This is a genomic window from Bacillus sp. COPE52 (assembly GCF_003355115.1).
In the GTDB taxonomy this organism is placed as follows: Bacteria; Bacillota; Bacilli; order Bacillales; family Bacillaceae_G; genus Bacillus_A; species Bacillus_A toyonensis.
Map to the genome: position 1 here is coordinate 1453933 of NZ_CP031292.1, position 23176 is coordinate 1477108.

The 23176-nt window shown below is 34.3% G+C and carries 24 protein-coding genes; 12 read left to right on the forward strand and 12 right to left on the reverse strand.

Going from position 1 to position 23176, the window contains the following annotated elements; translation table 11 throughout:
• The first annotated feature begins 8 nt into the window (after window positions 1–8).
• On the forward strand, window positions 9–236 hold the full coding sequence (locus tag DPQ31_RS07365) for a hypothetical protein (protein WP_000883006.1): 228 nt from the start codon (window positions 9–11) through the stop codon (window positions 234–236).
• Between the two features lie 291 nt (window positions 237–527).
• On the opposite strand, the gene DPQ31_RS07370 is transcribed toward DPQ31_RS07365, so the two are convergent.
• The 3 genes from DPQ31_RS07370 to DPQ31_RS07380 all read right to left on the reverse strand — a co-directional run bounded on the left by DPQ31_RS07370 (window position 528) and on the right by DPQ31_RS07380 (window position 3076).
• Window positions 528–1328 carry a sulfite exporter TauE/SafE family protein gene (locus tag DPQ31_RS07370; RefSeq protein WP_000455752.1) on the reverse strand — a complete coding sequence of 267 codons (801 nt, stop codon included), beginning with the start codon at window positions 1326–1328 and terminating at the stop codon, window positions 528–530.
• A gap of 117 nt (window positions 1329–1445) precedes the next feature.
• Window positions 1446–2444, reverse strand: a complete 999-nt coding sequence (locus tag DPQ31_RS07375) for an inorganic phosphate transporter (protein ID WP_000380277.1) — start codon at window positions 2442–2444, stop codon at window positions 1446–1448.
• Between the two features lie 11 nt (window positions 2445–2455).
• The gene (locus DPQ31_RS07380) at window positions 2456–3076 is read right to left on the reverse strand and encodes a DUF47 domain-containing protein (protein WP_000231446.1); all 621 of its coding nucleotides are present in this window, start codon (window positions 3074–3076) and stop codon (window positions 2456–2458) included.
• 312 nt (window positions 3077–3388) lie between these two features.
• Between DPQ31_RS07380 and DPQ31_RS07385 the strand changes: the two genes are divergently transcribed.
• Window positions 3389–5431, forward strand: a complete 2043-nt coding sequence (locus tag DPQ31_RS07385) for a transglycosylase domain-containing protein (protein ID WP_098106615.1) — start codon at window positions 3389–3391, stop codon at window positions 5429–5431.
• Between the two features lie 123 nt (window positions 5432–5554).
• On the opposite strand, the gene DPQ31_RS07390 is transcribed toward DPQ31_RS07385, so the two are convergent.
• The 4 genes from DPQ31_RS07390 to DPQ31_RS07400 all read right to left on the reverse strand — a co-directional run bounded on the left by DPQ31_RS07390 (window position 5555) and on the right by DPQ31_RS07400 (window position 8585).
• Window positions 5555–5983 carry a hypothetical protein gene (locus DPQ31_RS07390; protein WP_001265581.1) on the reverse strand — a complete coding sequence of 143 codons (429 nt, stop codon included), beginning with the start codon at window positions 5981–5983 and terminating at the stop codon, window positions 5555–5557.
• Between the two features lie 257 nt (window positions 5984–6240).
• The gene (locus DPQ31_RS29815; protein ID WP_395934097.1) at window positions 6241–6627 is read right to left on the reverse strand and encodes a Gly-Xaa-Xaa repeat protein; all 387 of its coding nucleotides are present in this window, start codon (window positions 6625–6627) and stop codon (window positions 6241–6243) included.
• Between the two features lie 88 nt (window positions 6628–6715).
• Complete coding sequence (locus tag DPQ31_RS29820; protein WP_371410945.1) at window positions 6716–7090, reverse strand: collagen-like repeat preface domain-containing protein; 375 nt, start codon at window positions 7088–7090, stop codon at window positions 6716–6718.
• A 223-nt stretch (window positions 7091–7313) separates the two neighbouring features.
• Window positions 7314–8585: a PAS domain-containing sensor histidine kinase gene (locus DPQ31_RS07400; protein ID WP_208731730.1), complete on the reverse strand. Its 1272-nt coding sequence runs from the start codon at window positions 8583–8585 to the stop codon at window positions 7314–7316.
• 160 nt (window positions 8586–8745) lie between these two features.
• On the opposite strand from DPQ31_RS07400, the gene DPQ31_RS07405 reads away from it, so the two are divergent.
• Complete coding sequence (locus DPQ31_RS07405; protein WP_000465099.1) at window positions 8746–9594, forward strand: DUF72 domain-containing protein; 849 nt, start codon at window positions 8746–8748, stop codon at window positions 9592–9594.
• Window positions 9595–9805: 211 nt separating this feature from the next.
• Here the strand turns inward: DPQ31_RS07405 and DPQ31_RS07410 are convergent, their stop codons facing one another.
• From DPQ31_RS07410 to deoD, 4 genes are all read right to left on the reverse strand, one after another.
• The gene (locus tag DPQ31_RS07410; protein WP_001094863.1) at window positions 9806–10000 is read right to left on the reverse strand and encodes a DUF3924 domain-containing protein; all 195 of its coding nucleotides are present in this window, start codon (window positions 9998–10000) and stop codon (window positions 9806–9808) included.
• Window positions 10001–10125: 125 nt separating this feature from the next.
• Entirely contained in the window at window positions 10126–10656 is a 531-nt protein-coding gene (locus tag DPQ31_RS07415) for a tyrosine-type recombinase/integrase (RefSeq protein ID WP_000806240.1), read from the reverse strand.
• 107 nt (window positions 10657–10763) lie between these two features.
• Complete coding sequence (locus DPQ31_RS07420) at window positions 10764–12578, reverse strand: sensor histidine kinase (RefSeq protein ID WP_097957606.1); 1815 nt, start codon at window positions 12576–12578, stop codon at window positions 10764–10766.
• A gap of 158 nt (window positions 12579–12736) precedes the next feature.
• Window positions 12737–13444 carry a purine-nucleoside phosphorylase gene (deoD, locus tag DPQ31_RS07425; RefSeq protein WP_000110704.1) on the reverse strand — a complete coding sequence of 236 codons (708 nt, stop codon included), beginning with the start codon at window positions 13442–13444 and terminating at the stop codon, window positions 12737–12739.
• A gap of 176 nt (window positions 13445–13620) precedes the next feature.
• Here deoD and DPQ31_RS07430 point away from each other — a divergent pair, with 176 nt between their 5' ends.
• Window positions 13621–14409, forward strand: a complete 789-nt coding sequence (locus DPQ31_RS07430) for a DUF8832 domain-containing protein (RefSeq protein ID WP_141523542.1) — start codon at window positions 13621–13623, stop codon at window positions 14407–14409.
• A 4-nt stretch (window positions 14410–14413) separates the two neighbouring features.
• Here the strand turns inward: DPQ31_RS07430 and mprF are convergent, their stop codons facing one another.
• Complete coding sequence (gene mprF / locus DPQ31_RS07435) at window positions 14414–16993, reverse strand: bifunctional lysylphosphatidylglycerol flippase/synthetase MprF (protein WP_000010881.1); 2580 nt, start codon at window positions 16991–16993, stop codon at window positions 14414–14416.
• Window positions 16994–17178: 185 nt separating this feature from the next.
• On the opposite strand from mprF, the gene DPQ31_RS07440 reads away from it, so the two are divergent.
• From DPQ31_RS07440 to resA, 8 genes are all read left to right on the forward strand, one after another.
• On the forward strand, window positions 17179–17568 hold the full coding sequence (locus DPQ31_RS07440) for a hypothetical protein (protein WP_000583780.1): 390 nt from the start codon (window positions 17179–17181) through the stop codon (window positions 17566–17568).
• A gap of 22 nt (window positions 17569–17590) precedes the next feature.
• Window positions 17591–18082: a YpuI family protein gene (locus DPQ31_RS07445; RefSeq protein WP_000067560.1), complete on the forward strand. Its 492-nt coding sequence runs from the start codon at window positions 17591–17593 to the stop codon at window positions 18080–18082.
• Window positions 18083–18187: 105 nt separating this feature from the next.
• Window positions 18188–19099 (forward strand): superoxide dismutase, encoded by a 912-nt coding sequence (locus DPQ31_RS07450; RefSeq protein WP_052943499.1) that lies wholly within the window; start codon window positions 18188–18190, stop codon window positions 19097–19099.
• 112 nt (window positions 19100–19211) lie between these two features.
• On the forward strand, window positions 19212–20336 hold the full coding sequence (gene dacB, locus DPQ31_RS07455; protein ID WP_001252633.1) for a D-alanyl-D-alanine carboxypeptidase DacB: 1125 nt from the start codon (window positions 19212–19214) through the stop codon (window positions 20334–20336).
• Window positions 20329–20925 carry a spore maturation protein SpmA gene (spmA, locus tag DPQ31_RS07460; RefSeq protein WP_000247802.1) on the forward strand — a complete coding sequence of 199 codons (597 nt, stop codon included), beginning with the start codon at window positions 20329–20331 and terminating at the stop codon, window positions 20923–20925. The genes dacB and spmA overlap by 8 nt, the downstream gene beginning before the upstream one ends.
• On the forward strand, window positions 20922–21452 hold the full coding sequence (spmB, locus tag DPQ31_RS07465; RefSeq protein ID WP_208731731.1) for a spore maturation protein SpmB: 531 nt from the start codon (window positions 20922–20924) through the stop codon (window positions 21450–21452). The genes spmA and spmB overlap by 4 nt, the downstream gene beginning before the upstream one ends.
• A 289-nt stretch (window positions 21453–21741) precedes the next feature.
• Entirely contained in the window at window positions 21742–22470 is a 729-nt protein-coding gene (gene rluB / locus DPQ31_RS07470) for a 23S rRNA pseudouridine(2605) synthase RluB (protein ID WP_000440550.1), read from the forward strand.
• A gap of 106 nt (window positions 22471–22576) precedes the next feature.
• On the forward strand, window positions 22577–23098 hold the full coding sequence (resA, locus tag DPQ31_RS07475) for a thiol-disulfide oxidoreductase ResA (RefSeq protein WP_000742208.1): 522 nt from the start codon (window positions 22577–22579) through the stop codon (window positions 23096–23098).
• Window positions 23099–23176 lie beyond the last annotated feature (78 nt).

Consider the following 23176-nt stretch of genomic DNA (forward strand, 5'->3'; position numbering starts at 1 on the left):
TTAGTATATTGTTAGATGCGATGAAGATGACGGATGTGAGAATACCAGCGAATGCTATCATTCATGTAGAAGAGATGAAAGGTGGAGTCGTTCTATCCGTTGAAATAGACGGCCAAATTATTTATACGATGGCCTATGATGAAGAAACAGATAGTTATGCTGAATTATATGATCGAAACGATAAGAGGGCGTGCCAAGTACATGAAGACTTTATGGGATGGTCACTTCTTCACTAAAAAGATGTCAATATGACATCTTTTTTTATTGAATCGATAGATTATACAAGGAAATGAAATAAAAGGATAAAATTTGTAATAAATGATTTTGCATTGTTAGCACTTTGTAACTGCATGCGAACTGTTTTTTCGCTATCATAAAGATAACAGTCGCAGCTATAGGAGTGATCAACTTGAAGAAGGTACATATTTCAAATTTTATGCTATTAAGTGTTTGTTTAGTTTTATTTGTTCTCCTAGGAGCTTTTTTATATTCATGTGTATAAAAAAACGCATTCTAGAAAGAACGCGTTATAAAAGTGAAGTAATGATTAATCTAGTTCCAAGAATTATTAATGTGATACGTAATAAATTAATTACGGCATTACCGCTTAATTTTGTATTAATATAAGCCCCGATTTTTCCGCCAATCCATGCACCAGGAATAAGAATTAATGCATAAGTCCAGCTAACATTTCCAAGAGAGATGTGAGTTGCAGAACTTACAATTGCTGATAAAAATACGATAAACATCGAAGTTGCCACAGCAATGTGTGCTGGGAATGCAAAAAGAAGCATCATCGCTGGAACAAGTAAGGCACCGCCACCAATTCCAAATAATCCAGATATAAACCCAACTATAAAGGCGATAAAGATAGCAAGAAACGGTGGGAATTGATAGTGTACAGTATTTCCTTTGTTATCTGTAAAAGACCGCTTAATGACAGACATATTTGATAAGGAAAGAGGTTTTAATTTGTCTCGTAGCATAAGAAGAATGGATACGAAAATAAGGAAAATCCCAAAATATAAAGAAAATGTATCTTGGTTTAAAAATTTATTTGCCCATGATCCGATAATACCACCAGGGCCACTCCCGATAAATAAAATAAGTCCACTTTTATAATCCACCCGTTTATGCTTCATATACGTAAGGGTAGAAGCCAGTCCTGTAAAAACGACTGTTACCATAGAAGTTCCTACTGCGAGTTGTGGTGATAAACTGTGTAATCCAATTAATAACGGAACGATAATAATTCCGCCCCCAAGCCCTACTAGGCTCCCAACGGTCCCAGCGATTAATCCGATGAAAAGTAACATGATGTATTCCAAAATTGCCAACTCCTCTATATAACTTATCCATCAATCATTATACACGCTTTTTAATAAGAAATAGGCTTGTTCACAAAAAAGTCGTCTTCCTGGAAAAATAAGGAAGACGACTTTTGATTAAAAGATTAAGTGTAATAAGTAGTAAAATAACGCAGCTAATGAAGCTGAAATAGGAAGTGTAATAACCCAAGTAATTAACATGCGTTTTGCAGTTCCCCATTTTACACCTTTCACACGATGAGAAGCACCAACCCCTAAAATAGAAGAAGAGATAACGTGCGTTGTACTAACTGGCAAGTGAATGAATGTTGCACCGAAAATAACAAGTGATGATGATAAATCAGCAGCTACACCATTTACAGGACGAATTTTCATAATTTGTCCACCGACAGTTTTAATAATTTTCCATCCACCGACAGAAGTACCAAGACCCATTGCAATTGCACAAGATAATTGTACCCAGAACGGGATGTCGCTAGAAGTATGATAGTTATTGGCCATAAGAGCCATCGTAATGATTCCCATTGCTTTTTGTGCATCATTTGTACCATGTGTATAAGCTTGTAATGCTGCAGTGAAAATCTGGAATATACGGAAATTTTTATTCGTTTTCGTTAAGTTAAAGTTTTTAAAGACCACTTTAAAAATACTGTATACGATATAACCAATAACAAAAGCGATAATCGGTGAAATGATTAAAGCTTCAAGAATTTTAATGAATCCTTTAAGGTTTAATGAACTAATACCAGCAGCAGCAATAGCTGCACCTGCGATTGAGCCAATAATTGCATGCGAAGAACTACTTGGGATACCGTAGTACCAAGTAATTAAGTTCCAAGCTATCGCCGCAAGTAAAGCAGCTAAAATTACAAGAGAACCATTTTGTAAAGCAAATGGGTCAACGATATCTTTTGTAATCGTTTTTGCTACACCTGTAAATGTCATTGCACCTAAAAAGTTCATAATAGCTGCCATAATAATTGCATGTCTAGGCTTTAGAGCTTTTGTTGAAACAGCCGTTGCAATAGCGTTTGCTGTATCGTGAAATCCATTGATAAAGTCAAAAGCTAAAGCGCAAATGACTACTAAAACGGTCAGTATCAAGAGTGTATCCATGATCAAACTCCTTACGCGTTCTTCATAATAATTGTTTCTAATACGTTTGCAACGCTTTGGCAGCTATCAGCTACTTCTTCAAGCTCTTCGTAAATCTCTTTGTATTGAATAATCTTAATCGGATCTTTTTCACGAGAGAATAAGTGTTTAATCGCATGACGACGAATATCATCGCATTGTGATTCGTAATCCTTAATCTTAATCGCGTTCGTACGAATGTCGACCAACTTCTTTTTAGACAGTAGTTCAACAGAGTTTGCAATTTCAATTGCACATTGATTAATTGCTTCTACGAATTTAATCATGTATTCATCAGCTTCTGTAATAGAATACATTTCGAACAGACCAGCACTGTGATCTAATCCGTCTAATACATCATCCATACTCATTGCAAGTTGTAGGATGTCCTCACGTTCAATAGGAGTAATAAACGCTTTGTTTAGCTCCATAATGATTTCGTGAATAAATGAGTCACCTTTTGACTCATATTCTTTCATGCGCATAGAAAACTCTTTTAAATCGCTAGCATTTTTAATTTTATACTCCACGAAAAATTGCGCGCCTTCTTTTAAATTTTCAGAAACATTCATTAACATTTCAGAAAATTTATCTTTTTTTGATTTAAAGACCATTATTAGTTACCCCCACAAAAGTAATATATGTAAAATATATTGGCTAGTCAATTCTAACAAAAAACTGTCGTTTTTTAAAACATTTTATCGAAAAGTTTACAAAAACTTAACATAACTCTCATTGTTGTATTAATAATATTAATAATCGATATTGAATATCTTACTTGTAGAATGTCCTTTTCTTGCAAAAAGTATGAATGTGAAAGAAAAGCTTTACACTATAGGAAGGACTACGTTATTATAATAAATTTAAAAGGAGGCATATTCTTCCTTTTGAAAAGAAGAGTGTAAACAAACGAAGGAAGTGAACGAATGAAATTGAAGAACACTCACTTAAAAAAAACGCTTGAGTGGTTCAATAAGAGGAAGAAACTACGCAATTCATTAATTGTATTGGGCAGTTTACTCGTTACTCTATTTATTGCTATAAATATAATAATTTCCATTCAAGACATATCTGAATTAAAACAAGCTGTTCCGCAACCGACTTTAATTTATGATGCAAACAATGAAGTTGCGACTAAATTGGCTTCTTCTAAAACAGAAGGCGTAAAAAGGAAAGATATTCCTAACATTATGGTTCAGGCAATTGTTGCAGTAGAAGATAAGGAGTTTTTTAACCATCACGGTATTTACTATAGTGGAATTATAAGTGCGGTTTTTAAAAATATTACAGCAGGAGAAGTTGTAGCAGGGGGAAGTACAATTACACAACAACTTGCGAAAAATGTATTTTTGACACAAGACCGCACGTTCTCACGTAAAATAAAAGAATATTTTCTAACTAAAAAAATAGAACGTACTTATACAAAAGATGAAATTATTGAAATGTATATGAATCAAATTTATTTTGGTGAAGGGGCTTGGGGTATAAAAAGAGCAGCTAAATCTTATTTTGATAAAGATGTAAAAGATTTATCAATTTCAGAAGCTGCAACGATTGCGGGCTTGATTAAAGCGCCGTCTGCGTATTCGCCTTATAAAAACTTTAATAAATCAATTGAACGACGTAATGTCGTATTAAGTTTAATGAAAGAGCAAGGGTATATTTCTGAAGAACAGTACAATAAAGAAAAAGAGTCCGGTCTTGTATTAAAACGTGGTGTTGATGATAAATACAAAGGTAAATATTCTCAATATGTAGACTATATTGTTAGAGAAGCAATGGACAAGTACGAATTAACACAAAATGAGATTTTAGCAGGTGGTTATCGTATTTATACAGAGCTTGATTCGAAAAAACAACAGGCTGTAGAAGATGTTGTGAATAATGATAACTATTTTAAAGATAGTGGTTCAGATCAGCTCATGCAAACAGGAGTGGTCCTTGTGAATCCAAAAACTGGTGGTGTTCCAGCTTTAGTTGGAGGCAGAGGGCCGTATCAGTTTTTACAATTTAACCATGCTACTCAATTAAAAAGGCAACCAGGTTCAACGTTAAAGCCTCTTGCTGTATATGTACCAGCGTTAGAACAAGGGTATGAAGTATACGATATATTAAAAGATGAACCATTTAGTATTAAAGAATACGAACCGAAAAATAGTGATCTTACCTTCCATGGTAATGTGACAATGTATGAAGCGGTGGCAAAGTCGTATAATGTTTCAGCAGTTTGGCTGTTAGAACAAATAGGATTAGATAAAGGATTGAAATCTTTAGAGAGATTTGGTATTCCAATAGTGCCAGAAGATCGTACGTATCCGATTGCTTTAGGCGGAATGCATGTAGGTACATCTCCATTTGTAATGGCCCAAGCATATAGTACATTTGCAAATGATGGTGTTCAAGTGGAGGCTCATGCAATTAGAGAAATTCAAAACGCTGAAGGTGAAACGATTGGGAAATGGTATAAGAAAGAGACGCGGGTGACGAGCGAAAAAATTGCTCAAAAGATGACATATTTATTAAAAGGTGTTGTCGAAAAGGGAACAGGTGAAAAAGCGAAAGTTAATAATGTTGATACGGCGGGTAAGACAGGTACTACTCAAATTGTAAATGGTCCAAGCAATGGTGCAAAGGATTCATGGTTTGTTGGATATACGCCAGATTTAGTAGGTGCGATTTGGGTAGGATATGATAAAACAGATAGCGAGCATTATGTTCCAGGAGGGAGTCAAATTACGACGACGATGTTCCGGGATATCATGAAAAAAGCAAATGCAAATCCAGCTCAAAAAGCATTCCAGTTATCGCTAATACCAGAGGCTGACTACAAAAAACAATTGCAAACAATCGAAGAGGAAAAACGAAGAAAAGAAGAAGAGAAGAGAAGGAAAGAACAGGAACAACAAAGAAAACAAGAGCAGCAAGAGTGGTTTGATAAAGTGAAAGAGTGGATTCCATCACTTTGGTAAAAGAAGAAAGAGGCGAATAACGAAATCCGCCTCTTTTTCGTATGAAAAATAAAGTGAAACTTCAATCATTAAGGGATGTTTATTCACCGCTAATGATTAGCCCATACCAATTGGGAAATGATATTACTCGTTTAGTATAATGTTCGTACTGCCAGAGGATTGAGAATCATATGTGATAATGATTTTGCCTTTACTAATAGGTTCGTAAGGTAATTCTTCTTCATAACTACCATTATTTTCATTATGGATAGAAAGCGTGATTTCATCAATTTCTTTATTTATATACTGATCTTTAATCGTTTCAGCAATTTGAAGTAGCGTTTCGTAACTAGAAGCTTTCGTAATAAGCATTCCTTTTATAACCTTTTTTTCATTATTTGCTGCATTGGAATAAGGGATGTTACTTTGTTTTGTATACAAAAGCTTGTATGGAACTGTTTTTCTCTCTGCTTTTGATATAGTGGAATATTTTAGAGTTAAAAAAAATCCTACACATAAAATAATGCATACCATAAGAGCAACCCAGATGCGTATCAGTGACATAACTCTCATTTTCATCCCTCTTTCATATCTTTGACTTCACTATTTATCATACAAAATGAGGATTAAGATAGAGTAAATTTGAGGTAAAGAAACGTAAAGAAGGAGCACTTATTTGGGAGGATAAGTGCTCCTTTCTATATAAAAAGAGAAATTTAATTTACAGTCAAATGATGCATATTATTATAAATACGCTTATTTAGTGAAAATTAGTAAATTCGGAAAACAGATAGTGTTGCTGTAGGTTGTACAGCGATTGTTGTACCAGCTTATAAAGTAACGATTGTAGAGAAAGAAACAGCACTACCGATAACGTTAGTTGAAAAATTACGAGTAGGTGGTTGACCATTGAAGGAAATACCGAATCCAAACGGTGAAGAGCCTGGGAAAGTTGTAGACGCTGAGAAATTAATATCATATACGCCTGTTTCTAAAACTGTTAAAGTATCTGCAGTATCGTTGAAAGTGATATTATTTAATTCAAAAACTTGATTGAATTGGATGTTTGTTCCAGGAAATATAGTTTGTGCGTTGGAGTTTCCGCTGGACGCGATAGGTACAGGAATTGGAGTACCCGCTGGACCTGTCGCACCAGTAGCGCCTTGAGAGCCTGCTGGCCCTTGGGCACCAGTAAGCCCCTTGAGTCCTACTAGCACCTCCTCCAAGGCAATCTGATCCGTATTGAACTAGGAATAGTTTGGATCTCTGTTATGAGTTTAACTAATTTGTCGATAGTACAACAATCTACTTTAAATAACTTAGCAAGCTTTGTAGCTCAACGTACAATGCTCCGCATGAGAAAGGTGTTGTTCTTAAAATAGTTAATAGATTAGCGATAATAGAATTTCCAATTTGTTTTTGTGCTGGAGACAAATCTAAGCAATTGAGGAATTTTTGTAGGTTATTTAGGGCAGCAATCAAGTTATCGATATTATTTTGAGAAGGTTTTTGAAAGACAGCTTGAATAGCTTGACTAAGAGCTTGAAGAAGTCTAACGAATTCTGTAAGTTCGGACTTAGAGATGTTAATATGACTACAGGCTCTGACTTCGCAACAATCATTACCATAAAATACTTTTCCTTTATTTATATTGTTTATCCTTTCATTCCTTTCTTTCATAGAATCAATAGTCGTTACTATATATTAAGATGAGATTTATACTAAATTCGTGATGGACAAACTACTATTTCTAAAAAAATAAGAAGTTTGCCTACCGAGCAAGAACAATTAAGAAATAGAGAAAAATTCATATCATTTCAAGAAGATTAAGTGAAAATAAAAAACTACAAACCAATTGTTATATATTACGTAACAATTGGTTTGTAGTTTGTAGAACAGTCCATCATTTGTATTGTTTCATTCTTTCATGGTTTGTTTTAGATAAAGTTGGAATAGAAATAGTGAAAGTTGTACCGGCTTGATTACTAGTCATTTTTAATGTACCGTTATGATTTTGAATAATTTTCTTTGTTACTGATAGGCCCAGTCCTGTTCCTGAATCTTTTGTTGAGAAGAATGGATCAAAGATATATTCTTGAATAGCTGGAGGAATACCAGTTCCATTATCTGTGAAAGTAATCCGAACGAAGTTATCTAGGCGATAACTAGTGATTTGAATAGAAAGAGGTTTTTCACCTTGAGCATCAACGGCGTTTTGAAATAGGTTTAAAAACACTTGAACAAGTTCATGGCGATCAATATGGACTAAAATATCATCTAATTCATTAGAAAAATTATAATCAATTGAAATGTTATGCAAAAAGACCTCACTTGCTAGTAGCTGTTGAATATATTCACGTAAAAATGTATTAATGGGAAACGGTTCTCTTTTAAATTCGCGTGTTTTCGATATAGATAAAAATTGTGTAATAATACTATTTGCACGATCTAATTCAGGAATAAGTAAGTGTTTAAATAATTCTTTATTGGATGGAGATACACTCTCTTGTAAAAACTGTAAGTATCCCCGTACTGTTGTAAGTGGGTTGCGTACTTCATGTGCAATCCCGGCGGCAATTCGTCCTGCTAATGAAAATTTCTCTGCATCACGTTCTGTGTTTAAATAATGAAAAACGCTAATAACTCTAAAAATCTCTCCATTATAATCGCGAATAATTCGATTATTAATAATGCCATAGTTTTTGTCTAAAACCTCTTCATTATATATTTCGGTTCCTGTTTTTAAGGTTTCAATAGCTTTAATTTTTTCTTCAGGTAAGTTAAGTAATTGTTGAATTGGCTTTCCAATTATTTCGTTTCGTATTACACCAAAATCATCTGCAGCAGCTTGATTACATAATGTAATATTCCCTTTATTATCAATAAAGGTTACATGATGTGAAAAAGCATCAAAAATATGAACAGAGTGTTTTTCAAGTTGTTCAAATAAAAATAATGAATCGCAAGTAAGTTGAAAATCAGCTTCTTTATTCTCTTTTCGTATGTTTTGAATGGAATGATTTGTTCTTGTTTTCTTTATTTGCAAACCAATATGTGGATTTTTATATGTGAAATGATGCGGCAATTGATTCACAAGTTCTTCATAAAAACGTACTTTATTTTCTAGTTCTTCTATTCGTTTTTCATGAGATAAAATATCATCGGTTGGAAGCATAAATAAATAACCCCTCAATTTAAAAATTCTTCCATTTAGTATATCATATTTTTATACGGATACTCTTAAAGAAAGAGTTACTTAATGAATTTGATTGTCCAAGATGATTGGGAAATCAGTAGAATGAATATAAGATGAAAACTGAAAGGGAGGAATATGATTGTTTTTCATTGGAGTGACAGGGTGGGGAGATCATGATTCTTTATATATAGATCCCTATGAAAATAAAAATAAATTACGAACATACAGTGAACATTTTCCTATTGTCGAAGTGGATAGTTCATTTTATGCGATGCAACCGGCACGAAATTATACGAAATGGGCGATGGAAACACCGACAGACTTTTCTTTTGTCGTAAAAGCGTATCAAGGAATGACAGGGCATATGAAAGGAGAAACTCCTTTTTCTACGTTTGATGAGATGTTTGATGTGTATAAACAATCGATTCTTCCTTTAATAGAAGCGAATAAATTAAAAATAATTTTATTTCAATATCCACCATGGTTTGATTGCAAAAAGAAAAATGTAGATTTCCTTCGATATACGAAAGAGAAAATGGAAGGTTTACCGTGTGCGATAGAGTTTCGAAATCAAACATGGTTTTATCCAGAAATGAGAGATAAAACGCTACAATTTTTAGAGAAAGAAAAATGGATTCATACAATTTGTGATGAACCGCAAGCGGGAATTGGTTCGGTTCCACTCGTATTAGAGGCGACGGATTCGGATATAACATTAATCCGCTTTCATGGTCGAAACGTTCATGGCTGGCTGGATAAAGGGGAAAATTGGAGGGCGGTTCGCTGTTTATATCGCTACAACAATAAAGAATTGGAAGAATGGGTAGAACGACTAGAGCAACTAAAAAAGAAGACAAAGGACATATACGTATTATTTAATAATAATTCGGGCGGGGATGCAGCGGATAATGCGAAACAACTTATGAAAATGATGAACATTACATATGGTGAGCCAAAGCCTGAGCAATTAAATTTATTTGAACGATGATAAAACAAGAAAGGCACTGTACAAACAGGGGGAATGTACAGTGCCTTTCTATATGAAAAAGAGGGGTAACAATGTTACTGAGCGTTTGGTTGATTCATCAATTGTTGGCTTCATAATAAATGATAATGGTTATCATTATCATTGTCAATGGTTTTTCGGAAAATAAGTAAAATTTTTTTGTATTTTAAATAGCAATAAAAAAAGAACAGCATTAATGCTGTTCTTTTCCGTTAATAAATTGTTGTAAATCAAAAGGAGTTATCGCTTGGATAAATTCTTTTGAGATAAGTGTTTGAACGAGAGTGCTCTCAGAAATGCTAGCACCTGTTTTCTTTTCATAAGCTTGTTTTAATAAATCGAGTTTTTCAGCCGTTTCTTGCGGTAATTCAATTGTAAGTGTGTTCATAATTTCTCCCCCTTATTATTAGAGTACCATTACAATATAAGAGAGACAAGAAAAGAAAAGAGAATATGAAACATAAAAAAGGTTACCATTTTTTAAATGGTAACCTTTTTTATGTATAAGAGGTATTAAGCGATACCGATATACTTTAAAGTTTTTGATGGAGTACTATGATCAAAGAAGTGTTGTAAAAATGCAATGTCAACACCTGATTTGTATGCACAATAGCCCCAAGTTTTTCGAAGTGTATGTGAGCTAATCCCTTCTAATCCAACTTCTTTTGCAGCTTTGTTTAAAATGTACCATGCATGTTGTCTCGTAATAGATTTTGTTCCTTTTTGAGACTTTAATAATGGCTCATTGCGTTTCCAAGTTTTACGTTCTTTCATGTAGTCTTCGATTGCGTGCTGTAAGTCTTCATTTACAGCAAACCATTTATGTTTCTTTACTTTTTCATTGTAAAATAAAATGGAATGGCGAACATTTTCGTTTTCATCGATGACATCGCTAACTTTTAATTGTAAGATTTCGCTTACTTTTAAGCCAGAATTTACGGCTAATACGAATAATAAGCCATCACGTTTCGAAGATTGTAAAAGTATATTTTTGATAGTTTCTAATTGTTTTTCACTTTGAATAGGTTGTCCTGCTTGTTTCATTTCACGCACTCTCCTCTTTTATATGTGTAAAGGAAAGGATTAACTTGTTTCTTACTATAAAGGGAGAGTGTGAATTTCATGTGAACTCCTAGTGAAATTAAGACAAATTATTTGACTTCTTTTACATTTGGTAAATTAAAATAGAATACAACGCTATTATTCGTATTATATACACCGTACTTGGCATGATGGAGATCTAAAATGTTTTTTACAATAGATAACCCGAGACCGGTACCACCAGTATGACGACTACGTGATGCATCTAAACGATAGAAGCGATCCCAAATTTTTTCAAGACTTTCTTCTGGGATAGGATTTCCTGTATTCTCGATTTCGACTTTTACTGTATCTTCGGTTTCTATAACAGAGACTTTTATTCTTTCTCCATCGGGCGTATAGCGAATTGCATTGCTAAGTAAGTTCACAACTACTTGCTCAATACGACTACGATTCGCTTTAACAAATATAGAAGTGTCTGCATCGACGTCCACTTGTAACTGCTTTTCCTCCATACTAAATAATAACTTTGTATGGATTTGCTGAATTAATTCACCGATTGAGAATGTTGTCATTTCTAGTTTGTACGTACCCGATTCTAGTTTTGCTAATTCTAACATTTCAACAATAAGTCTGTTCATATTTTCTGTTTCTTCTAAAATAACATCTGTATAATACGTTGTATCTTTACTAACACCATCTTGAATCCCTTCTGCGAAACTTCTAATTACACTAAGTGGTGTTTTTAATTCGTGGGATACACCAGAAATGAATTCTTTCCTCGTCTTCTCTAATTGACGTTCACGTTCAATATCTTGTTGTAATTTTGTATTGGCAACATTTAATCGATCAATTCTGTCTTTTAAGTTTACAGATAATGTATTGATACTGCCGGAAAGTCCGCCAATTTCATCGTCTGCTGTAACAGGTAGTTTCTCGCTAAAATCAAAATTAGCCATTTTCTTTGTAACGCGATTAATCTTAATTAATGGTTTCACAATAATTTTTGAATAGTAGAAGGATAATAAAATAATCACGAGAAACACAATGATTAAGGCATAGACATAATAATCTTTTAAAACGAGCATCGCTTCATTAACAGGTTGCAAAGATACTATCGCAAAGGCGTACTCTGTAATTTTTCCGTTTTCAATAATAGGTTTTACAAAGATACGATTTTTTAAGTTTTCGCCAGCATCTATGGGATATATGATTAGTTGATTTGAATTGAAAATCCCTTGTCTAATAGTGTTTGCAAAGGATTGAACAGCTTGTAATGTTTCAAAATCATTTGCAAGACGGACCTCGGCCTTGGAAGGAAGCTGTAATTTAGATATTACACCCTCAAAGTCCACCGTAGTAAATCCTTGTTGTTTATATCGGTTTGTAAGTCTGTTTTTAGATGGATTTTCACCAATTAATTGCATATCGGAAGTAATATTTCCATTGCTCCACTGATTATAATTTGTTTTTAATGCCATTGGTGTAATTATATTACCGTGTAAGAATCCAAAGACGGATAGTATTCCATCTTTTTTTAAACCTAAATTTTCAAATTTATTATATTCTTCAGGTGTTAAAATATTGTTGAGTGGAATGGAATACGTTGTATCGTTAGGACCAATTACATCAATGTAGTAATTGGTGTCACTTTTAATAATGCCATTAGAATCTAAAAATTGCATTTCAGCATTTGTTTTATCATGAAATTCTTGTTTTAGTTTTCTAATTTCCTCATAACTTTTGCCGCTTTTTTCGTAATTATCTACGAATTTTTCAAAGGCAGTTTGAACGGTTTTTACTTTTTTATTAATATAAAATTTCTCTAAAAATAGAGACTGTCCTAGGAAAAAGAGGAGGAATATGATTGTAAATAATGTTGATGTTAATAAAAATAGTTTAAAGACGATACTTCTGTTTTTCACTGCTTCACCTCTTATGAGAAATACTGTAAATGATTTCACTTTATTATAACAAACGTGACAAGAAAGTAGAGGGAGAAATCTGTCTCTTTCTAAAGTAGTTTTTTATAAAAAGTCACATAAAAAGAACTCGACAGACGTATGACGAGTTCTTTAATGTATTATTGTTGAATTGCTGCATCTAAAGCGATTTCAATCATCTCGTTAAATGTAGTTTGACGTTCTTCAGATGTTGTTTCTTCACCAGTGAAGATGTGATCGCTTACTGTTAATACAGATAATGCATTTACACCATATTTCGCTGCTAATGTGTAAAGAGCAGTTGTTTCCATCTCTACTGCTAATACACCGTAATCTGCAAGTTTTTTAACCATGTCCATGCTTTCACGGTAAAAAACATCTGCTGTTAAAACGTTACCAACACGAACGTGTAATCCTTTTTCAGTTCCTGCATCGTAAGCTTTCTTTAAAAGGTCAAAGTTTGCAGCTGGTGCAAAATCAAAACCTGGGAATGTTAAACGGTTCATATTCGAATCAGTACAAGCTGTCATTGCAATAATAACGTCACGTACTTTTACGTCCTTTTGAATTGCACCGCAAGTCCCAACACGAATTAAATTTTTAACTCCGTAGCTTTGGATTAGTTCGTTTACATAAATAGAAATAGAAGGAACACCCATACCTGTACCTTGAACAGATACACGTTTTCCTTTATAAGTTCCAGTGAAACCTAACATACCACGCACGTTATTATAGCAAGTAACGTCCTCTAGAAATGTTTCAGCGATATATTTTGCGCGTAATGGATCACCAGGTAATAGAATAGATTCAGCGATTTCGCCTTGTTTTGCTTCAATATGTACACTCATGAAAAGTCCTCCTTATAATGTATTGATAGAAATCAATATCATTTGCATTATACACTACGAATCCGTTCAATTAAAATCTTTTTAATTATTTGTAATATGTGCAAAAGAGGAGGATTTCATAAATCATAATCTAGAATATATATGAAAGAAGTTTTGTATAAACAGAGACAATAAAAATGGTAGGTGATTTTTTGAAAAATCTTGTCATTGGACTTGTAGCTTTGGTACTTATTGTGGCGGGAGGATTTTACATAAAAAAGTATCAGGAAACCGTAGAGACGGTAGGAGGTGTTCAAGAAGTAAAATGGGATGTATCAAATGGAAAAGGAAATGATAAAGTAGATATTTTGTTTCAATTACTAAATAAAAAGAATAATGAGGTTCGTGGTGTAAATGATCAAATTCGGGCAGTTATTGTAGATGAACAGTTAAAACATATACAACAGATTAAACCTACATTTGCAGGGAATGGATCATATAAGTTATCTTCCAAAATAGCGAAAGATGAAGCGTATACAATATTTTTATATGAAGACAAAAATAAGTCAGTAGAATCATTCGCGAAGACAGATTTTGGGAGAGAAAAAGAAGAAAAAAATAAGAAGAAGGTGAACCTGCCAGTCGATAGTGTACTTACAAAAAAAATTGGAGAGCATGAAGTTTCTCTTTTATTCGGTGCATTACATCCGAATGAGCCGGTGACGTTAACATTTCAGTTTCAAGCAAAAAAGGGTGAAAAATTGAAATTACATTCAGAGAGAGGAGAAGAGGAAACTCTTTATATCGTAGATGAAACGAGGGAAAATTTTTTATACGCTATGCCTGTTGATACGGATGAGCAATTACAGTATCGTATTACATTTCCTGCCCAAGGCACGTATAAACTGTGGGGAACTTTTTATATAAATGGTAAGAAATATGAGAAGGATTTTATCGTACAAGTTCAAAAAAGAAAAAACAGCTAAATTTTTAGCTGTTTTTTCTTTTTCCTATTAGTTTTGTTACAGAGAGCATCGTAATTGGTAAAGAATGATTCTTCCTAAATGCTAAATATTTACCGCTCCATGCTGGTTTGTATTTCTCTTTAAAATGTCGTAATCCGCTGAAACTATACGTATAACGAACGTTATTAAAGATTGCAGCAGCAACTCTTTCAGACCAAAATGATTGTGTTGATAACCCAACATTGGAAAGTGGCGCCATACCAATATTAAAGGAGTGATATTCATTTTCTTTTGCCCATTGGAATAAGTGGATGAAAATTGCGTCCATAATTCCACTAGGTGCATCTGGATAATAGCGCATTAAATCAACAGACAATGATCCGTTTTGATATACGGGCATAAAGGTTGTGAATGCGATAATCTTTCCATCCGCATCAGATAATGTAGCGATAGGAGCACGGCTAATATATTCACGATCGAAGTATCCGAGTGAAAAACCTTTCTCTTTTTTTCCACCGAGCCATGCATCAGAAACTTTCCGTAACTCTTCGAATAATTCGTCTGAGAATGGCGGCTGATGAATAGAGAATGTATAGCCTTCTCTTTCAAAACGATTGAAAGTCGCTCGCATACCAGCGCGTTTCTTTCCTGTTATTGTAAATGTATTTAAATCAACGACAGCTTCTTCACCAAGTTTAAAGAAGTTATAACCAAAATCATGATATAAACTCATCCATTTACTTTCGATTTGATAAAATACACAAATGTATCCGAATCGATCAGCTTCAGCTAAAAACTCTTGCAACACATTACGATAGGAGGAAGGGTCACCAATTGGATCACCTAATACAACAAGACGTTTTCCAGTTATGGAGAAGAGAAGGAGCGCTTTCCCATCACTGCTAAAGAAGAATTGTTTATCTCCTAAATAACCTAAATGGCTAAGTACATTTCCACCGTGTTCATCTAAGAAGTTTTGTAACCTTTTATCATTTGCTGGTTGCCCGGGAAATTCATTTCGATAACGATTGGCAATGAGTGAGCCAATTAGTAAAAAAGTAGGAACGAAAAAGGCAGCTGCTAATGCACTTCGTTTCACTTGGGTAATATTACGAACGACGAAATCAGGTTTAAAAGCTTCTTTTGCACCTGCAAATAAAATACCTAAGTTTTTATATAAATATAACGTTACAAGTAAGAATATAAAAACTTTTACGATATCAGAAAGTGAGACTTCCATTTTCTCGCGTACGAATCTTTTACGAAGCATATATAATACAGCGAGTACGATTAACAAAATAAATGTTTCTTCAATATCAATTCCTTTTAGCGTATTAAAGATAGCGGCTCCAATTAAAGAAATAATTGTCATATAATAAGAACGTTTTGTTCCGTAATATATTCCCCTTGAAAGGATTAGAAGGAGAATACCGAATGTTAGCGATAAGCTAAAAGAAAACTGAATCAGATGCTTTGGAGCTAAAATATGTAAGGCGTGTGCCCGGTTTATACTTGTTGGTAAAATAGTCGATAAAATAACCATTAAGCCAGCAAATACTGTTAAAGCAGCAGATGCCCATGAACCTAATTTCCCTAGAAAGTCACGCTGCAAAGTCCATATAACGCCAGTGGTTTCTAATGCAGGCGCAATAAAAGGTTTATCTTCAAACTTTTTAATGGCCACTCCTGTCATTTCGAAAGCCGCAAAAATGAGACCAAGGCAGAATGGTAAAATGTAATAGACGAGGCGATATAGTAACATAGCAGGCAGTAAAACACCTGTATCAATGCCGTATTGTCCTAGTCCAGTTAAGAAGACAAGGTCAAATGAACCAAGCCCACCAGGGACAAGACTAACGACGCCAGCTAAGGCAGCAATTACATATACACCTAAAAACTTTTGAAAGTCAACTTCAATTCCAAACAGTATTAAAATGACGTACATAACGATACCAGCAGATACCCATTCGACTAATGAAACTAATGAGTATAAAACAGTTGGATTTTTCTCTTCCTCTTCTTGTCCTTCGGTTTGCGTTGTTTTTCTATTTTTAAGTTTAGAAAAGCCGATGTATATAGGGACGAAAAGGGCAAAGAAGATAAGGACAGGCCATAACCACGGTTTTTCATGCAAAATAAATCTTGTGTCTAATATTCCGATAAGACCGAGGAATGAAAGTATGGCTAATCCGTTAATAAAGGCAGTCGTCATCCAGGCAATACTTTTAATAAGTTTTCCATTTTCTTTTATGTATGGACGATAAAGCATTGTTCGTACACCAGCTCCAACGAGGCCACCAAATCCAATAAAACCATTTAAAGTATTCGCAATCCATGAGATACGGAAAATCTTTTGGACAGGTATATCAGCTTTTAAGTAACGAAGCATAACATAATCATAAAAGAACATCGTTGATACAGCGAATGCACCAAGTGTAATTGCTAAAAAGACTCCTCCAGTTGGAATGTTTTTAATTGTATCAATCGCTTCTAAAAAAGAAATGCCTGCTAATTCTTTTTTTGCTTGAAAGAATACAACTGTTAATACAACAAATGGGAAGATAATTTTCCCGATTTGTAAGAAACGTTTCCATGAAAACGACATAAATACAACTCTCCTTGTATAAGAAAACTGAGACAATAATATTATTATGACAAACTTCAAGAAAAATAAAAAGGTAAATTCCTGTATAGGTAAGCTATTTTTTATATAGGTATATTTAAAAGAATATTTCGTTTATCAGAAAGTTAAGTTAAAATGGAGTGAAAGAAGGAAGAGAGGGGAAGTATATGATTATAATAGGTTATGCGGGGCATGAGTTAGAGAAAGCAAAACCTAATACATCAGAAGATTTTTTTAACAGATCTGAAGTGACATATATATTAAATGATAAAGAGAAAACTTTTTCAGTTTTATACGTTCGCTATTTTGAAGAAGTTATACAAGAAATTACTCCTTTTGAAGGAAATCCAGTGTGTAAAGTAGAAGAACAAGACATATATTTACGGGATATTGTAGCGATATGTTGTTTAGTGAAAGATAAGGAGCTCCGTGCGCAAAAACGTTTATATTTAAATAATATAGAAGAATTTCAACAATATTTTGATGAGAGAACAGTGTTGAAAGTACAAGAAATATTGGCTGAATTACATAAAAATAAAAGAATAGAAATAGCGTGAAATGGAAAGGGAGAGGGAAGAAATGTCTAATTTGATGGTTGAAAATCAAACAGAACAAGTTTCTATATTTTTAGAAGATGCGATTACTTTGATAACCAATTATGTAAATTATCATACGTTGCCTTTTTTATTAGAAGAGACACCAGCTGGGAACGAGCAATATTATAAAGGGTTATTAGCATCAATGAGACGTCTTCTCGTTTTTTGCGAAGAAGGACATGATGCATGTTTTGTTTTGCTGAATAGCCAGCCATTTCGAAAAACAGCAGCTGAAAAAATTTTATATAAGATATATCATCAAGTAATTGCAGAGTTTTTTTCCCCGAAGAGTGATCATTGGTATGAAAATAGTCGATCTGCATATACAGGAAAAAATTCTATCGTTTTTCAACAAACACCACCTTCATCTATAGAGCAAGTGATGAAGAATTTAGAAGGTAAATTTCAATTGATGCGTGAAGAACTAGAATATTATGAGACAGATTACCAAACGAAGATGTTACACAAATACTAATTAAGGAAAAGAAGCTAAGGAGACTTAGCTTCTTTTCCTTTTGTACAGTTATATAAGGGATTTTCATTGAATATATTTAAGTGGATAGCAATAAGGAGGTGTAACATGAGTCAGCAAGGTGTATTTACAGATTACTTTCATGAAGTAGAAAGTTGGTGTGAAAGTGTTCTTCACGTATTAGATAGCCGCGCAATGGAAGTGTATGATGTCCATATGCTTGCTTATAAAATTCAGACATTATTAGAGCGTATGAAAGAGCATGAGTACGAAACGGATGCGGAGTTTATGTATGAAATAAGCGATGATGTAGAACATATTCAACATCATCTGCAGGAAGTATTTATGCAAGAAGAGGAATATGAACTATATGAAAGAGGGGATAGTGAACGAGCTGTTCCAATTGGAGGGCATACACTCCCGCCATTACCTTATCCGTATAACGCGTTAGAGCCGTATATTTCTAGAGAAATTATGATGTTACACCATGATAAACATCATCGTAGTTATGTAGAAGGGTTAAATAAAGCAGAGAAGATGATGGAGGAAGCGAGAAAAACCAATCAATTTGATTTAATTAAGCATTGGGAACGAGAAGCGGCTTTTCATGGATCAGGACATTATTTACACACTATATTTTGGAATAACATGAAAAAAGATGGTGGTGGAAGTCCAAGAGGGGTTTTTTCACAACAAATTGAACAAGATTTTGGGAGCTTTTTACGTTTTCAAAAACATTTTACGGAAGCAGCCTCTAAAGTAGAAGGTTCAGGCTGGGCGATTCTCGTTTGGGTCCCCCGATCTGGAAGGTTAGAAATTTTGCAGAGTACACTTCATCAATTGTTTACACAATGGGATACGATACCGCTCCTTGTACTAGATGTATGGGAACATGCGTATTATTTACAATACCAAAATCGAAAAGATGAATATATTAAAAACTGGTGGAATGTTGTGAATTGGCCTGATGTAGAAAAAAGATTTGAAACTGCGAAACAAATTGAATGGACACCATATTAGACGCAAATTCCTTGCGTCTTTTTTAATGGGAGCAGAAGGAAGATTTCGTTCATATTTTAAAAGGCCAAGCATACACTTGTACAAAAAGTGCCAAAAGGACGTGGGGGGAAATATGAGACGAATTTGTGTAATCATTACGCTTCTTATTATGTACGCAAGCGTTATGCCGATTCCTACATATGCAAAGATGAACAGTAATGTTAGCGCTCGAAATGCTGTATTAATGGAGCAAAGTTCTGGTCGTGTATTATACGGAAAAGCAGAACATGAGCCACAAAAAATTGCTAGTATAACAAAAATTATGACAGCCTTGTTAGCTGCTGAATCAGGAAAAATGAAAGAAATGGTATCAGTTAGTAATGAAGCAGTCAGGGTGGAAGGATCGGCGATTTATTTAAAACCTGGACAAAAAGTGAAGCTAGAGGATTTAGTATACGGACTTATGCTTAGATCAGGTAATGACGCAGCGCAAGTAATTGCTGAAAATGTAGGAGGGAGTATAGAGGGGTTCGTATATTTAATGAATGAAAAGGCGAAACAAATTGGAATGAAAGATACTCACTTCTCAAATCCTCATGGTTTGGATGGAGATGGCTCTCATTATTCTTCGGCTTATGATATGGCACTGTTAACGAAATATGCAATGGGGAACGAGACCTTTAAGAAAATTTTTGGCACAAAAACGTATAAATCAAATTCATGGGATTATCCGTGGAAAAATAAACATAAGCTTGTGACATCCTATTATGAATTTGCAACAGGTGGGAAAACAGGTTTTACGAAAAAAGCAGGACGAACGCTTGTTACAACGGCATCAAAAGATGGACTAGATTTAATTGTCGTGACTTTGAGTGCTTCTAGTGATTGGGATGATCATATGAATCTATTTGACAAAGGGTTTGAACGTTTTAAGCAAACAAAAGTTTTAGGACAAGGAGCGCTTGCTGAAATAAATGAAAAGAAATATGCCAATCATGTTTATACGAAAAATAGTTTTTCGGTACCGTTAACTGAAGAAGAAAAAAAGAACGTAGTATTAAAAGTTGAACTCGATAAAAGTGCAAAACTTACGGATGGAGTAAAGGTTGGGAAGACAGACATTTATGTTGGTAATGAAAAAGTCGGAGAACGGAATTTATTTTATAGTAAACGGAAGTTAGTAGCTGCAACGGGTATGTACTGGAACAATGTGAAGGAAATTTTTTCTTACATGATAGGTGTTGGGAACGATGGTTAATCTCGTCTGGGCAGCGATGGCGGTCATAGGGATTGTGTATGCCATGATAAACGGAACGATGGAAGAAGTAACGAAAGCTGTATTTGACGGGTCAAAAGATGCGGTAACGATTTGCATAGGGCTTATTAGCGTTTTAGTATTTTGGCTTGGCTTAATGAAAATTGCAGAGGAAGCAGGGTTGTTAAAAAAGTTAGTTACACTTTTTATGCCGATAGTAAAAAGGTTGTTTCCAGAAATACCGAAGGATCATCCGTCAATGGGATTTATTCTATCGAATATGATGGCGAACTTTTTTGGACTAGGTAATGCAGCAACCCCTCTTGGTATTAAAGCGATGGAACAACTGAAAGAATTAAATGGAGGGAAGGATTCGGCCAGTCGCTCTATGGTGACGTTTCTAGCATTAAATACATCAGCTATTACTTTAATTCCTACTACCGTCATTTCGATTCGAATGACTTATGAATCAGCAAATCCTACTGAAATTGTTGGGGTAACATTCATTGCACAAGTGCTCTCTATGATTGGGGCAATTTGGATTGACCGCTATTTTTACCGAAGAAGGAGTAGAAAGGGGCGGAAAAAATGAATATTGTAAATACAATTTCATTATGGGTAATCCCTTGTGTAATTGGTTTTATCCTTTTATATGGCACGATAAAGAAAGTCCCAACGTATGAATCGTTCGTTGAGGGAGGAAAAGAAGGGATTCAAATTGCAGTTTCCATTTTACCGTTTATGGTTGGAATGCTTGTATCCATTTCTATTTTTCGGGCATCAGGTGCTTTAGATGCGATGATATCTGTAATGAAGCCGATGTTAGATTTAATTCATGTCCCAGCAGAAATCGTTCCACTTGCGCTTATACGTCCAATTTCGGGTTCTGCTGGTTTAAGTATTACGACTGATTTAATTGCAACATATGGACCAGATTCGTTTATTGGGAGATTAGCTTCTACGATGCAAGGGAGTACAGATACGACTTTTTATATTTTAACAGTATACTTCGGAGCTGTTGGGATTAGAAAAATGGGGGATGCATTAAAAGTAGGCCTTTTTGCAGATTTAATCGGGATTATTTGCTCAATTGTGTTTGTTTCTTTATTGTTTCAGTAATACTATTCATTTTTTAGGCTATTTCGCTTATAATACGTATACGACCACTATTAAGGTGTAGCTTAATAGTGGTTTTTTTATGCAGTATTTTTGACAAAATGATGAACTTTTATTGTGAGAAATATGAAAAATATGGACAATAATAAAGGATAAAAACATGATTTGCCCTTTATATGTTTAATATCATCGCTATGTTGTTTAAGTGAGACGAGGCGAACAGTCGTAAAACGTATGCGGTTGCCAAGTCTTTCTAATGTAAGGTAAGATAAATTCGAGGTGAAAAAAAGAAATGGAACGATTACAAAAAGTGATTGCACAAGCAGGTATTGCATCGAGAAGAAAGGCTGAGGAATTAATTCAGCAAGGAAAAGTGAAAGTTAATGGAAAAATAGTGAAGGAGTTAGGAACAAAAGTAACTCCTCAAGATAAAGTAGAAGTAAATAACATCCCTCTTGAAAAAGAAGAACCTGTTTATTTTTTACTATATAAACCAACTGGCGTAATTTCAAGTGTATCAGATGATAAAGGAAGAAATGTTGTAACAGACTTTTTCCCTGAAATTACACAACGTTTATTCCCAATCGGACGCTTAGATTATGATACGTCTGGCGTATTATTAATGACAAACGATGGGGACTTCGCTAATGTATTAATGCACCCGAGATATAAAGTTGAAAAAACATATGTTGCAAAAATAAAAGGGCCATTAACAGGTGAGAAAATTCGCATGTTAGAACGAGGTGTTACATTAGAAGACGGGAAGACAGCACCAGCAAATGTGAAAATTATTTCTTGGGACAAGCGTAAAGAGATGGCGATTGTACAATTAACAATTCACGAAGGCCGTAACCGTCAAGTACGTCGTATGTTTGAAGCGTTAGACTGTAAAGTAGTGAAATTAAAACGTGAACGTTATGCCTTTTTAGAAGTGGGTAGTTTGCGACCTGGTGATGCAAGAGAATTGACACCACATGAGGTAAAACAATTACGCGCGCTTGCATCTACAAAGCCAAGATAAGCTATAGAGTTAAAATTTCACCAGTGGAGTGCTCTGCTGGTGATTTATTCAATATAATATTTACAGAAAAGAATACATACCATTTACCGAGGAGAGGGGAGACAAGATGAAGAAAAATCGCTTATTATTTCGTGTTATCATTCTGCTCATTTTAAGCGGTGCTGTAGGATTTACCCTTTATCAAGGGTTTTTCACTGATAAAGAGAAAATGCAAATTGGGAAAGAAGCACCTAATTTTGTTGTGACGGATTTGGAAGGAAAGAAAATTGAATTAAAGGACTTAAAGGGTAAAGGTGTATTTTTAAACTTTTGGGGAACTTGGTGTAAACCTTGTGAAAAAGAAATGCCTTATATGAATGAATTATATCCAAAGTATAAAGAAAAAGGCGTTGAAATTATTGCGTTAGATGCAGATGAAACAGATATTGCTGTTAAGAACTTTGTGAAACAATATGATTTGAAATTCCCAGTTGCCATTGATAAAGGAACAAAAATCATAGGCACATATGGAGTAGGTCCATTACCGACAAGCTTTTTGATTGATAAAGATGGAAAAGTAGTGGAGCAAATTATAGGTGAACAAACGAAAGAACAGTTAGAAGGCTATTTAAAGAAAATTACTCCGTAATAAAGAAAGCCTTTACATAAGAGGTGCATGTCTATAGCGCCTCTGATTTAAAAATTCTGAGTATTGCGGTAACTTGAG